At 62.8% G+C, this 14906-nt stretch carries 9 protein-coding genes; all 9 read left to right on the forward strand.

The window, feature by feature from the left end; genetic code table 11:
- The first annotated feature begins 152 nt into the window (after positions 1-152).
- The gene (locus VFV96_17285; protein ID HEU5072160.1) at positions 153-3209 is read left to right on the forward strand and encodes a two-component regulator propeller domain-containing protein; all 3057 of its coding nucleotides are present in this window, start codon (positions 153-155) and stop codon (positions 3207-3209) included.
- A 15-nt stretch (positions 3210-3224) separates the two neighbouring features.
- On the forward strand, positions 3225-3893 hold the full coding sequence (locus VFV96_17290) for a response regulator transcription factor (GenBank protein HEU5072161.1): 669 nt from the start codon (positions 3225-3227) through the stop codon (positions 3891-3893).
- Entirely contained in the window at positions 3890-6181 is a 2292-nt protein-coding gene (locus VFV96_17295) for a glycoside hydrolase family 2 TIM barrel-domain containing protein (GenBank protein ID HEU5072162.1), read from the forward strand. Before VFV96_17290 ends, VFV96_17295 begins: the two co-directional genes overlap by 4 nt.
- A 295-nt stretch (positions 6182-6476) precedes the next feature.
- A complete protein-coding gene (locus VFV96_17300) occupies positions 6477-7334 on the forward strand; it encodes a prepilin-type N-terminal cleavage/methylation domain-containing protein (GenBank protein ID HEU5072163.1) in 858 nt (285 codons plus the stop codon).
- Positions 7335-7339: 5 nt separating this feature from the next.
- Entirely contained in the window at positions 7340-7705 is a 366-nt protein-coding gene (locus VFV96_17305) for a hypothetical protein (GenBank protein ID HEU5072164.1), read from the forward strand.
- 104 nt (positions 7706-7809) lie between these two features.
- Complete coding sequence (locus tag VFV96_17310) at positions 7810-10401, forward strand: DUF4965 domain-containing protein (GenBank protein ID HEU5072165.1); 2592 nt, start codon at positions 7810-7812, stop codon at positions 10399-10401.
- A 287-nt stretch (positions 10402-10688) separates the two neighbouring features.
- Positions 10689-11831 (forward strand): aldose epimerase family protein, encoded by a 1143-nt coding sequence (locus VFV96_17315; GenBank protein HEU5072166.1) that lies wholly within the window; start codon positions 10689-10691, stop codon positions 11829-11831.
- A 26-nt stretch (positions 11832-11857) separates the two neighbouring features.
- Positions 11858-12898 (forward strand): glycoside hydrolase family 43 protein, encoded by a 1041-nt coding sequence (locus VFV96_17320; protein HEU5072167.1) that lies wholly within the window; start codon positions 11858-11860, stop codon positions 12896-12898.
- Between the two features lie 117 nt (positions 12899-13015).
- A partial coding sequence (locus tag VFV96_17325) for a beta-L-arabinofuranosidase domain-containing protein (GenBank protein ID HEU5072168.1) occupies positions 13016-14906 on the forward strand: 1891 nt, incomplete at its 3' end.

Raw genomic sequence — 14906 nt, forward strand, 5'->3', positions numbered from 1 at the left:
GACGAAGTTTTCGGAACTTCTGACACGGAGCGCGGCTGCCCGGCCGCGCTCCTTTTGTTTGGTTTGCCAGTTCCGCGGGGCGGGGGCATGCTGCTCGGGTGTCTTTCCGGCGGAGGCAGGCAACGCGTTTTCGCAGGTCCGCCCCTTGGTGGTTGAGGGCGGCGGCCGCACTGTGCCTGCTGGCGAATGTCAGTCTGGCGGCCCCGGAGCAACTGCCGGCCGATGACGTGGCGGCGCGTGAAGGCGCGAACGGACCGGGCTATGTCGAAGGCGATTATTTGATCGATTTCTGGCGGGTGGAGCAGGGCCTGCCGCATGACACCGTCATTGCGTTGTTGCAGACCAGCGACGGGTATTTGTGGGTCGGCACGGCGGGCGGGTTGGTGCGTTTTGATGGGCTGACCTTCACGCCCATCGGTGATGAAGTGGCGCCCGGCTTGAAGGACGCCCGCATCACCGCGCTGTTGCAGGACCGTGACGGGGCGGTGTGGATTGGCACGCAAGGCGGCGGCGTGTTCCGCCTGCAGCGCGGCCAGGCCGTCCGTTACACCAGCGACAACGGGCTCGTGGACAACGCGGTCACGAGTCTGGCGGAGGACGCGGGCGGGACGATTTGGATCGGCACCCAACGCGGCTTGAACCGCTGGCAGGACGGCCGGCTCAGCACCTTCAGTTCCGACGTGCTGCGCGCCGGCGAATCGGTCGTGGCGCTGCACGCCGGCCGGCGGGGCGTGTTGTGGATCACCACGCGCTCCGAAGTGTTCCGCCTGCACGACGGCAAGGTGGAGCCGTTCCGGCTGGAGAACATTCCGCAGGAGGGCAATGCCGAGTTGCGCGGGGCCTACGAGGATCGCGCCGGCAATTTGTGGACCTTCAGTGCCACCTTTCTGCTGAACCTCAGCCAGGGTAAACGTTACAATGCCTTCCGCTCACTCGATCCGGCGTCGTCCCGTGTGTGGCCGATTTGCGAGCAGGACAACGGCACGTTTTGGATTGGGACGAGCGGCCGCGGGCTGGCGCGCTTCTACAAGGGCCGGTTCGAAGCGGTTGGGGCGCGCGAGGGGCTGGATCAATGTGACGTGCGCGCGTTGCTGGCCGATCAGCAGGGCAACATCTGGATCGGCACCAGTGACAACGGGCTCGCGCGCCTGCGGACGCGGCAGTGGCGCATGTTCAACGGCAGCGACGGGCTCGCTTCGACGCGGCTGACGGCGCTGGCCGTGGAGCCGGGCGGGCATTTGTGGATTGGCACGGAAGACGCCGGCCTGATGCGCTTCAACGGCACGCACTTTGAATCGTTCACCGCCGGAACGCCGTTGAACAGCGCCATGCACGTTCAATCCCTGAGCGTGGACGCGCGGGGCGCCTTGTGGGTGGGCACCTGGGGGCGCGGCCTGTTCCGGGTGGCCGACGGGCGCCTGTGGCATTACGGAACGGCGGAAGGCTTGAGCGATGACATCGTCACGGCGGTTGTTGCCGAGCATCGTGACGAGGCGGTCTGGGTGGGAACGGGCTCCGGTGGACTGCATCGGATCACCGAAACCAACATGGTGAGCTTTGCCGTGACGGATGGCTTGACCGGCCAGCCGGTGCGCTGCCTGCTCGTCATGGGTGACAACCAGTTGATGGTGGGCACGGATGGGGGAGGACTGGTGCGATGGGACGGCACCCAGCTTGGGGTCGTGCCCACGCCGGCGCAGCTTGCGTCTCATCCGGTGCACGCCCTCGCGCAGGACCGCGCCGGGCGATTGTGGGTGGGGACCGTGGGCGCGGGTGTGTTTTGCCGCAATGGCATGACGTGGCTGCATCTGGCCGGCGACGAAGGCTTGATTTCCGATGTCATCGAACAAATCGTTGTGGATGACGCCGGCAACCTTTGGTTCGGTTCGGACCAGGGCATCTTCCAAGTTCGGGCCGCCGCAGTGGAAGCGTTCGTGGCGGGGCGGGCGCGGTCGGTGAACTGCATTTTGTGCGCGCACGGCGGCGGCGCCGGCGTCGTGAAATGCCCAACCGCCTTTCCTGGTGCGGTGCGCACCGCCAGTGGGGCGCTCTGGTTCGCCTCCAACGAAGGCCTGTTCGCCGTGGACGATCCGGCGATGGTCAAGGCGGCGGCGGTGCCGCGCGTGATGATTGAAAAGGTGTTGGTCGATGGACAGCCGATGCCGTGGTCGGCTTGGGGCGACAAGGACGCGGTGCTGACGCTGGGGCCGGGCGTGCGCAGTCTGGACCTTGCCTTTACGGCCATCAATTTCAACGCGCCGGAGAAGACCCGCTTTCGCTACAAACTGGAAGGCTCGGAGCCCGCCTGGACCCAGAGCGGGCAGGATCGTCATGCCCATTACGGCCCGTTGCCGCCCGGGCGCTATCGCTTCCGTGTCATCGCCAGCAATGCCGATGGCGTGTGGAACGAGGAAGGCGCGTCGCTGGCCGTGCAGGTGCTGCCGTCCATCTGGCGGGCATGGTGGTTTCTTACGCTGTGCGGGCTGGCGGTGGTGTTGTTGATCGCCGCCGTCGTGCGGTTCGTCTCGCTGCGGCGGCTCCACGCGCAATTGCGCGAGTCCGAACAGCGCCGGGCCATGGAGCGCGAGCGGACGCGCATTGCGCAGGACATGCACGATGAGATTGGTTCCAAGCTCACGCGCATTTCGTTTTTGAGCGAGATTGCGCGGCAGAATGCGACCGAGGCCCGGGAACCGAACATCCAGGTCGAGGCCATTGCCGACACCTCGCGTGAGCTCCTGCAGGCGCTCGATGAAATCGTGTGGGCCGTGAATCCGCGCAACGACAGCCTGGAGCATCTGGCCGGTTACCTCGAACAATATGCCCGGGAGTATTTCCAGATGACGACGGTCGAGTGCGCCATCAGCGTGCCGCCGTTTTTGCCGGAGGTTGAGCTTTCGGCGGAATTCCGGCACAACGTGTTTCTCGCCTTCGAGGAGGCGCTGGGCAACGCGCTCAAGCACGCAAACGCAACCCGGGTGGCGGTGACCATGCAGATGGCGGACGCCGCCTTCGAAATCTGCGTGACGGACGACGGCCGCGGTTTTGATCCGCAGCACGCCGGCCGGACCGGCCGGGACGGGCTGCGCAACATGCAGGCGCGGCTGCTCGCGATCGGCGGCCAATGCGAAACCACCAGCGCCCCGGGCAAGGGCACCACCGTGCGGTTGCGGTGTCCGTTGCCGCAGGCGACGGCGGTGAAGGCGTGAGGACGGAACGATTTTATGAACATAACTGTTTCAATCGTGGATGACGACGCGGGGCTGCGGGACAGCATTTCGCAGTTCCTGCGGTCCGCCCGCGGTTTTCGCTTTTTGAGCGCCTACGCCTCGGCCGAGGAAGCACTGGCCGGCATTCCCCGGGAGGATCCGGATGTGGTGCTGATGGACATCAACATGGCGTCGATGGACGGCATTGAATGCACGCGCCAGCTCAAGGTGGCGGCGCCCCGGGCGCAGATCCTCATGCTGACGGTTTACGAGGACACGGAGCGCATCTTCAAGGCGCTGGCCGCCGGGGCCAGCGGTTACCTGCTCAAACGCGCGGCGCCGCCCAAACTGCTCGAAGCGATCCGCGAAGTTTACGGCGGCGGCTCGCCGATGTCGGGACCGATTGCGCGCAAGGTGGTGCAGTCGTTCCGCGAGGCGCCGGCGCGTCCCATGCAGAGTGATGCGGCATTGTCCGACCGCGAGCGGCAGGTGCTCGAATGCCTGGCCAAGGGCTACGCCTACAAGCAAATCAGCGACGAGCTGGAAGTGAGCATGGACACGACCCGCACCTACATCCGGCGCATTTACGAAAAGCTCCACGTCCACACGCGCACCGAAGCGGTGGTCCGGTTTCTCGGCAGTTCATCCGGCGCGGCGGGGAGCGCAACGCACGAACGCAAATGAACCGTGGTGGCACAACGGATCGTTTTGCCGGCGGCCAGTGTGTCGCATGGTTGTGGGGCGCGTTTGCCGGGCTGGGGCTGTCGGCGGTTGCCGCCGCGCCGGCGCCGATAGCCCGGCTCGAGACGCGCTGGGCGGCGACGGTGACCGCCACCAACGTCCATGCGGAATATCCGCGCCCGCAGTTCGTGCGGACGGCGTGGCAAAATCTGAACGGCTTGTGGGATTATGCGATCACGCCCACAAATGCGGCGGTGCCGGCCGCCTACGACGGCAAAATCCTCGTGCCGTTTCCGGTGGAATCGTTGTTGTCGCGCGTCGAGCGCCGGCTCGATGAACACAGCACGCTGTGGTATCGGCGCAAGTTCACGGTTCCCGCCGCGTGGCGCGGGCAGCGGATTCTGCTGCATTTTGGCGCCGTGGACTGGCAGACGACGGTTTTTTTAAACGGTGCCAAGATCGGCTCGCACCAGGGCGGTTACGATGCGTTCAGTTTCGATCTGACGCCGCGATTGAGCTGGGGCCGTGAGAATGAACTGGTCGTGATGGTTTACGATCCGACGGAGGGCGACCAGCCGCGTGGCAAGCAGTCGCGTCGGCCCGAGGGCATTTTTTACTCCCCCAGTTCCGGCATCTGGCAGACGGTCTGGCTGGAGCCGGTGCCGCCAACGCATCTGATCTCCGCCCGCCTGACGCCGGACGTGGCGGTTGGTGCCATCCGGGTGCTGCCGCTGGCCAACGATCTGGACAGCAACGCGACCGTCGGAGTGGCGGTGCATTTCGCGGGCAAGCCCGTGGCGCAGGTGGATGTCCCGGTGGGCAGGGAGACGCCTGTGGCCCTCGGACCGTTGCACCTCTGGAGCCCGGAGGATCCGCAGCTTTATGATGTCACGTTCACCTTGCAACGGGGCGCGCAGGTGCTGGACCAGGTGGACAGCTATTTTGGCATGCGGGACATTCAGGTTGCCACCGACGGCAAGGGGGCGCGGCGGCTGATGTTGAACGGGCAGCCGTTGTTCCAAATGGGCGTGCTGGATCAAGGGTTCTGGCCGGACGGACTTTACACCGCGCCCTCGGATGACGCGTTGCGGCATGATTTGGAAACCGCCAAGAAGCTCGGCCTGAATCTGGTTCGCAAGCACGTCAAGGTGGAGCCGGAACGCTGGTATTACTGGGCGGACCGGCTGGGACTGCTGGTCTGGCAGGACATGCCCAGCGGCAACAATGCAACCGAGGAGGGGCGCCGGAGCTTCCGGATGGAACTTGAACGCATGTTGGCGCAACGGGCCAATCACCCAAGCATCGTGATGTGGGTGCTTTTCAACGAAGGGTGGGGGCAGTTTGACACCGAGCGACTCGTGCGGTGGATCAAGGCCGTGGACCCGCTCCGGCTGGTGGACAATGCCAGCGGCTGGACGGATGCCAAAGTCGGGGACGTGGTGGACATGCACAGCTATCCCGAGCCCGCGGCACCGCCCATGGAGGGCGTTCGGGCCAGCGTGCTGGGAGAATTCGGCGGCTTGGGCTTGGGAGTGGACGGTCACACGTGGTCGGACCAGACGTGGGGATACCAGGGGTTGCCGGATTCCGAAAAGCTCACCTCGCGTTACGTTGCGCTGCTGGACAAGGTCCACACGCTCGAGGCCTCCAATGGACTGGCCGCGGCGGTTTACACGCAATTGTCCGACGTGGAAACCGAGTGCAATGGTTTTCAAACCTACGATCGCAAGGTGTTGAAGGTGGATGCGGCCCGGGTCAGCCAGGCCAACAGCCAGCATGTCGTCCTGCCGTCCGGGGTTTCCCTGTTGCCCAATGCCCAACAGGGGGATTACCTCTGGCGTTTCACCACGGAGCCGCCCGCGACGGACTGGATGCAACCTGCATTCGATGTTTCGGGCTGGGCTGAACGTCCTGGTGGATTTGGAACCAGCCTCACGCCGGGGGCCATTATCGGGACGGACTGGAAGACCAGCGACATCTGGCTGCGGCGGCAGTTTGTCATTACCGGCATGGTGCCGCCGGCGTTGCATTTGGTCATTCACCACGATGAGAATGCCGAGGTCTATTTGAATGGCGTGCTCGCGGCGTTGCTGCCGGGCTTTACGATGCACTACACCGTTGCCGAAATCACACCCGACGCACTGGCGACGTTGCACGCCGGCCGCAACGTCATCGCCATTCACTGCCACCAAACCTCCGGCGGCCAGTTCATCGATGCGGGCTTGTTTGGCGGAACAACCCCCACCAACGCCGCTCCTGCCGGCGCTCCGCCGGCTTCTCCCGCGAATTGAAATTCGGTGCGCCGCGGCAGGGACGTGGGCCGGCGGCGACCATCATTCCTTCACGAGGCCTGCAACCGGCATCCAGGCAAAAGTTTGCAATTCAATCCGACGTTGACGGGCGTTCGCCGGGCTGAAGCCATTTCATGCGACAAGACAGAGGTGGGGTGATGTCCTAGGTTGTTGCAGAGTTGTTACCCAAAAGCCGGCGTGTATGCGCAAGACGGCTGGGGAGAGTTTGCCTTCGCCCAATCGAAGGAGGGGGGAGCCGGCTGCCGGGCAACGACGACCAACCAAGAACACCGATATGAAGTTGAATCATCCCGCCGGGCTGCAAGAGCTGCCCGGTCAGTCGAGTCGCCGCCGCGCATTTACACTTATTGAACTGTTGGTGGTGATTGCCATTATTGCCATTCTGGCGGCCATGTTGTTGCCGGCATTGAGCAAGGCCAAGAGCAAGGCTCAACAGACCTCCTGCATCAACAATCTCAAACAGATTGGCATCGCGGGCAACATGTATACGGGTGACACGGGCGCTTATCCTGGCTGCCTTTCGGTCAACAACGGGTTTTATTATGTCTGGCCCGTGCGCTTCCTGACCTACATGGCGGATAATCGGCGCGCTTTTTCGTGCCCGGCCGCGCTGCGTGAAAGTGTCTGGGATACGAACGTCAACACGACGCTCGGTGCGGTTGATCAAAACGGGGTTTACGATCGTTTTGGCATCAGTGATCGCACCCGGTTTTCCCTGGGCTACAATGACTGGGGGTTGAACCTTGGCTCGAATCCCCAGTTGGGGTTGGGTGGAGACATTAACGGTGGTTTCTTCAAAGGCGTGGTCAAGGACGCCCAGGTCAAAAGCCCAAGCCAGATGATCATGGTGGCTGACGTGCCGGCTGTGCAAAACGCGGCGCTGATCAGCTTCAATGCCAACCTCGATCCCACTGACAACACGCCGGGACACACGCAATGGCCGGCCAACCGGCACAATTACCGGACGGATTTGTTGCTGTGCGACGGACACGTGGAAACCCCGCGGCGGAACGATGTCATCGACCCCACGCCCAACAACCAGTGGCGCAGCCGGTGGAACAACGACAATCAGCCGCACAACGAAATCACATGGACTGTCAGTGCGGCCTACGCTTCAATGCTCGACAAATGATTTGCATGGCACGTTTGAACAAGAATCTTGGCTGGCTCGCCATCGCGGGGCTGCTCAGTTGCGCCGGGGCGGGTTGCAACAAGGCGACGAGTCTGCCGAAAACCTCGGCGGATACTTTTGCTGCGGCCCAGCCCGCTTTGAAGCAGGCTTGGGAAATGGCCACGGCCAGTTCGCAGAAGAATGATTATCTCGGCGCCACCACAAACCTCATGCTGCTGCAAAGCCAGGAGTCGGCCCTTTCGGCGGAGCAGGTCAAGGCAGTTGAGGATTTGTGGGCGGCGATGGGCAATCGGATTTTTGCCGCCGCGGAGAAGGGAGATGCCGAAGCCGTCAAGGCGATGCAGGAAATCCGCAAAGTGCGCACGCGTTAGCCGGTTCGCTCCCCACCACCGGCATTGAGTGACATCCGCCAGGACTTTTCAGGGGTCGGCAAGATTTGGTTGCCTAAAGGCCTCGTCCGGCTTTCAAATGATTTATGAGCAGATTCAAATTCAGCAACATCGTGGCGACTTGGGCCGTGGTTCTGGCCGGCCTGCATCCATCAATGAGCCGGGCCGCCGATGCACCACCCGTCCTGCGCCCGCCTTCGGTGCCGTTGGTGGCCTGTGATCCATATTTCAGCATCTGGTCGCCCGGCGACAAGCTGACTGACGTGGACACCACGCACTGGACGGGCAAGCCGCACCGGCTGTCCAGTTTGGTGCGCATCGATGGCCAGGCGTTTCGCCTGATGGGCACGGAACCAGTCAACGTGCCGGCCTTGTCCCAGACCGGCCTGCAAGTGCGGCCGACGCAGACGCTTTACACGTTTGCCGGCGCGGGCCTGAAATTGACGCTGACCTTCATGACGGCGGCCCTGCCGGCCGACATCGATCTGTTGTCGCGCCCGGTGACGTATCTGACGTGGAGCGCCGAGGCGACGGATGGCAAACGGCATCGGGTGGAAGTGTATTTCGATGCCTCCTCGGAGTTGACCGTCAACCAGCCCCGCCAGCAGGTGACACACTCGCGCGAAACTGTCGGTGGCCTGGCGGCGCTGAAAATCGGGTCGGTGGAACAGCCGGTGCTGGCGAAGAAGGGTGATGACCTGCGCATCGACTGGGGCTACCTCTACATCGCCGCTCCGAAAAAGTCCGTCGCCGTGGAGGCCGTCGTGCCCAGCGGCGCGCTGCGTTCTCAATTCGTTGGCACCGGAGCGAAGGCGGCCCCGGAAACCATCACCCCGGCCACGGGCGCGGGCGACAGTTTCGCCGGGGCGGTCACGTTTGATCTCGGCAACGTCGGTGCCAAGCCGGCGGCCTGCTGGCTGATGCTGGCCTATGACGACCTGTATTCGATTCAATACATGAAGCAGAATCTGCGGCCGTATTGGCGACGGAACGGCTGGGAAGCCGCCGACTTGCTGAAAGCCGCGGCGCGTGACTACGCATCCCTGCAAAAGCGGTGCGCCAAATTTGACGACGAACTCATGGCGGATTTGCGGAATGCGGGCGGTGAACAGTATGCGATGATTGCCGCGCTGGCGTATCGTCAGTGTTTTGCCGCCGGCAAATTCGTGGCCGACGCCAACGGCCAGCCGCTGCAGTTCTGCAAGGAGAATCACTCCAACGGCTGCATCGGCACATCGGACGTGTTCTATCCGATGGCGCCGCAGTTCCTGTTGTTCGGCCCCTCGGTGGCGAAGTCGTTCATTGCGCCCTTCATGAATTACGCGGCGAGCGAGCGCTGGAAGTTCCCGTTTGCGCCGCACGACCTGGGCACCTACCCGCAGGCCAACGGCCAGGTTTACGGCGATGGCGAACGCGGTGTGAACAACCAGATGCCGGTTGAGGAAAGCGGCAATCTGCTCATCCTGATGGCTGCGGTCGCGGAAATGGAAGGCAACGCCAGCTTCGCGGGACAGTATTGGAAGCAGTTGGAGCAATGGGCGGACTATCTCAAGGACAAGGGGTTCGATCCGGAGAACCAGCTCTGCACGGATGACTTCGCCGGTCACCTCGCCCACAACGTGAACTTGAGCGCCAAGGCCATTTGCGGTCTGGCGGCGTTTAGCAAGCTGTGTGAGATGCGCGGGGACACTGCCAAGGCGGCGGAGTTCGCGCGCGTGGCCCGGGAATTTGCCGGGCGCTGGGTCAAGGAAGCCGACGACGGCGATCACTATCGTCTCACCTTTGACCGTCCCGACACATGGAGCCAGAAATACAACGCCACATGGGACCGCATCCTGGGACTGGGGCTCTGGCCGGCGTCCACTTGGCGCAAGGAAATGGACTTTTACAAAAAGGTCCAAAACCAATACGGCCTGCCGCTCGACAGCCGGAAAGATTACACCAAGCTCGATTGGACGCTATGGACGGCGACGCTGACGCAGGATCGTGCGGACTTCGACGCCCTGGTGGCGCCGGTGTTCCGGTTCCTGAATGAAACGCCCGACCGTTCACCGATGACCGACTGGTATCAGACGAAGACCGCGCACAAGGTGGGCTTCACGGCCCGGCCCGTGGTGGGCGGCGTGTTTCTGCAGATGCTTTACCAAAAGTCCGTCTGGGCCAAATGGGCCGGGCAGGACAAGACCAAGGCCAAAAACTGGGCGCCCATGCCGAAGCCGCCGGTGGTGACTGAGGTCGTGCCCGCGGCGGACAAAACGCCGGCGATGTGGCGTTACACCACGAGCCGGCCGCCGGCACGCTGGGCCGAAGCGGGCTTCAACGATGCCGGCTGGAAGCAGGGGGAATCCGGTTTCGGAACCGCCAACACTCCGGGGACGGTCGTTCACACGCAGTGGACCACGCCGGACATCTGGCTGCGGCGCGAAGTGACGCTGACGGCGGGGGAACTGCCGACGATCCAGGCATGGCTGCATCACGACGAGGACACCGAGGTTTACATCAACGGCGTGCTGGCGTTGCGCACCCGCGGCTGGACGACGCAATACGAGGCGTTTGATTTGTTGCCGGCCGGTCGCGCTGCGTTGAAGGCGGGCAACAACCTGATCGCGGTGCATTGCCACCAGACCGAAGGTGGGCAATACGTCGATCTCGGCTTTGCTGACGTGAAGCCGCAGTAACGCGATGCGGCATCGGTGACGGGCCGGCGTTGCATCGGGCTTTGTTCAGCGAACGGTTCCGCCGACTCCCGTCGCGCCAGCGCTGCCTTCGAGTTTCTTCACCGGCGGCTGCGCGGCTGCCCGTTGCTTTTACGCAAAGAGCCGCAGCGGCCCTGTCGCCCTTTCATGTGACAGGACTGCGGCGTTGCGCCCGGCTAGTCTGAGCTCCGTAAAGCCGGATCCGATTTCTCGTTGCCACGGCGCGCAGTTGCCCGCTGGCTGCGCGAACAATCAACACCTTGAAACGCATGATGAAACCACACACTGTCCGCTCCTTGTTGCTGCTTCCAGTCCTGGCCGGTGCTCTGGCCGGCTGCGCCTCGCTGTCCTCCACCACGGGCAGCGTTTCGCAACGCCCCTTTGGCACCAGTCCGGACGGAAAACCCGTCACGCTTTACACCTTGCGGAACGCGAATGGGGTGGAGGCGGAAATTTGCAACTACGGCGGCATCGTGACTTCGCTCAAGGTGCCGGATCGCCACGGCAAGCTGGGGGACGTCGTGCTGGGTTACGACAACCTTGATGGCTACCTGAAGGACAGCCCCTACTTCGGCGCGCTGATCGGGCGTTATGGCAATCGCATTGCGCGGGGCCACTTCACCCTCGATGGCCACACCTACACGCTGGCGACCAACAATTATCCGAACGCGCTGCACGGCGGTCTCAAGGGCTTTGACAAGGTGGTGTGGGATGCCAAGCCGCTGGCGACGCCGGCGGGGCCTGCATTGGAACTGCATTACGTGAGTCTGGATGGTGAGGAGGGTTATCCCGGCACGCTTGACGTCACCGCCGTTTACACGCTGACAAAAGACAATGGACTGCGGCTGGAATACACCGCGACCACGGACAAGGACACCGTGGTCAATCTGACTCATCATTCCTATTTCAACCTCGCAGGGTGGGGCAACATTCTCAGCCATGAAGTCATGATCCCGGCCGACCGGTTCACGCCGGTGGACGCCACGCTCATTCCGACGGGCGAATTGCGACCTGTGTCCGGCACGCCGTTCGACTTCCGCCGGCCCACGGCCATTGGCGCGCGCATCAATGCCGATGACGAACAACTTAAGTTTGGTCAGGGTTACGACCACAACTGGGTCATCAACAAGCCGGCCGGAAAGATGGGGTTGATGGCCCGCGTTTACGAGCCGACCACCGGCCGCGTGATGGAAGTGTTCTCCACCGAGCCGGGCTTGCAGTTTTATTCCGGCAATTTCCTGGATGGCAGCATCACCGGCAAGGACCGGCGCGTTTACCAGTTCCGCAATGGCTTCTGCATGGAGCCGCAGCACTTTCCGGATTCCCCGAATCATCCCCGGTTTCCCTCCGTGGTGTTGCGCCCGGGACAGGTTTACCAAAACACCATTCTCTACCGGTTCTCCACGCATTGAGCGCGGCGCTGGAGATCAGGACGATCATGGCCACGGCCGGCAAATTCTGGTTGGGAGTCCGGCTGGCAGGTTTGTTGGCGCTGGGCTGCAACTTTGGCCACGCTGAAAATTTGTCCGCCGGAAAATTCACGAATCCGCTCAACCCGGGGCCGGATCCGTGGCTGGAATGTTACGACGGCAATTTCTACCTGACCACGACCCAGGGAGACGCCATTCGCATGTGGAAGTCGTCCACGCTGGCCGGCTTGAAGACCGCCACGCCGGTGACAGTCTGGCGCGACACAAATGCGACGCGGTCCGCCGGGATGTGGGCGCCTGAGTTTCATTTCATAAGCAATCGCTGGTATCTCTACTACACGGCGACGTCGAGCGACAAGAGCGACGACCACCATCGCCTGCACGTCCTTGAGAGCGCCGGCACGGATCCGCTCGGACCCTACACTTACAAGGCGCGTTTGTTTGATCCGGCGAATGACCGTTATGCGATCGACCCCTCGGTGTTTCAAACGCCGGACGGCGCGTGGTATCTGCTGTGGGCCGCCCGGCCGGGGCATGTGCTGACCATCGCGCGCTTGGCGAATCCGTGGACGATAAGCGGGCACGGGGTGGTGCTGCCAGCCTCGGGGTTTGGCTGTGAGGAGGTGCGGGAAGGTCCGGTGGTGCTCCGGCGCAACGGACGATTGTTTCTGGTTTACTCGGCGTGCGACACCGGCAAGCCGGATTACAAACTCGGCATGCTGGTGGCGGATGAACATGCCGATGTCCTGAATCCGGCGTCTTGGAAGCAATATCCCGAGCCCGTTTTTGAACGCAACGATGCGCAGGGCGTGTTCGGGCCGGGGCACAACGGCTTTTTCCGCTCGCCGGACGGTCGCGAAGACTGGATTGTTTACCACGCCAAAACCACCGCGGCCTATACCTATCGCGGCCGGACGACGCGGGTGCAGCCATTCACCTGGAATGAGGACGGCACGCCGCATTTCGGCTCGCCTGTGGGCTTGACCAACGTGCTGTCCGAGCCGTCCGGTGAGCGCGCCTCAGCGCCGGCATCGCGGCCGCAAAAATAGTTCGAAGGAGCGGCGGCGGTGGCACGTCTGAGGTGGCGCAAAGCGCTGATGCCTGAACCGGCCCGACGCGAACGTCAGCGGCGCGATGATTTGAATCGAATAGAACGAAGCGAGTTTATGATGACAAAACGTCTTTTATTCTGCATGGCGGCGTTGACGCTGGGAACGTCGCTGCGGGCCGCGGAGGTGACCGTGGTCGAGGGGCCCGACCATTCCCGGACCAACCAGTTCTACGTGAGCAACCGGGCGCCGCTCGAACCGAGCCGTTTCATCCTGCTGCCGGGCGGCTCCGTGCAGCCGCGCGGCTGGCTGCTCGAGTTTTTGCGCCGCCAGCGCGACGGGTTGACCGGTCATTTGGGCGAGATCAGCGCGTGGTTGCAAAAGGACGACAATGCGTGGCTGAGCAAGGATGGTCATGGCAAATACGGCTGGGAAGAACTGCCCTACTGGCTCAAGGGTTACATCGAACTCGCCTACATTTTCAACGATCCCAAAATGATCGCGGAATGCCGCACGTGGGTGGAGGGCACGCTGGCGAGCCAGCGGCCGAACGGGGATTTTGGCCCCGACCAGCGCTTCGAAGATGGCAGCCGGGATTACTGGGCGAACATGATCATGCTCTTTTGCCTCGAATCGTATTACGAGCACACCTCCGACGCCCGCGTGATCGATCTGATGACGAAGTATTTCAAATACCAGCTGACCGTGCCGGACAACCAGATGCTGACGCATTACTGGCAGAAGATGCGCGGCGGGGACAATCTTTACAGCATTTACTGGCTCTACAACCGCACGGGCGATCCGGAACTGCTTAAAGTTGCGGAGAAGATACACCGTTGCACCGCCAACTGGGAAATGAAGGACAACCTGCCGAACTGGCACAACGTGAACATTGCAGAGTGCTTCCGCGAACCGGGCGAGTTTTACCTTCAAACGCACAATCCCAACGATCTGCACGCGGCCTACGCGAACTTCTTCGAAGTGCGCAAACGTTACGGCCAGGTGCCCGGCGGCATGTTTGGTGGTGACGAAAATTGCCGGCCCGGCTACGACGACCCGCGCCAGGCCATCGAAACCTGCGGCATCGTCGAGCAGATGTTGTCCGATGAAATGCTGTTTCAGATCAGCGGCGACGCCTTTTGGGCGGACCACTGCGAAGAGGTTGCCTTCAACACGTATCCGGCTGCGGTGATGCCCGACTTCCGGGCGCTCCGCTATCTGACGGCGCCCAACATGGTGGTGAGCGACGCGAAGAATCACGCGCCCGGCATCGACAACGGCGGACCGTTCCTGATGATGAACCCGTTCAGTTCGCGCTGCTGCCAGCACAATCATTCCCACGGCTGGCCCTACTTCAGCAAGAGCCTGTGGATGGCCACGCCGGACAATGGCGTGTGCGCCGCCCTTTACAGTGCGAGTGAAGTGCAGGTGAAGGTGGGCGACGGCACGATCGCCCGCATCGCGGAAGATACGCATTATCCGTTCGCCGACACCATCCGGTTCAAGGTCAGCGTCACGCAGCCGGTGGGATTCCCGCTTTACCTGCGCCTGCCCGCGTGGTGCGCGGCGCCCGCGCTGACCATCAACGGGGCCACGGCCGATCTCGGAACCGGTTCGGGCCGGTTCATTCGCATCGAGCGCACCTGGAAGAACGGCGACGAAGTGAGCCTGCACCTGCCCATGAAAGTCACCGTGCAGACGTGGACCCGGAATCACAACAGCGTGAGTGTGAATTATGGGCCGCTGACGTTCTCGTTGAAGGTTGGCGAACGTTACGAACGCCACGACAGCACGAAGACTGCCATCGGGGATTCAAGCTGGCAGCCGGGGGCCGATCCGTCCAAGTGGCCATCGTATGAGATTCACCCCACCACGGCGTGGAATTACGGGCTTGTGCTGGACGCCTTGCATCCGGCGGATGCCTTCACCGTCGAACAGCATGCGTGGCCCGCAAACGATTTCCCATTCACGCCCGATGCCGCGCCCATCACGATGACGGTGAAAGCGA

Source organism: Verrucomicrobiia bacterium, assembly GCA_035765895.1.
In the GTDB taxonomy this organism is placed as follows: domain Bacteria; phylum Verrucomicrobiota; class Verrucomicrobiia; order Limisphaerales; family DSYF01; genus DSYF01.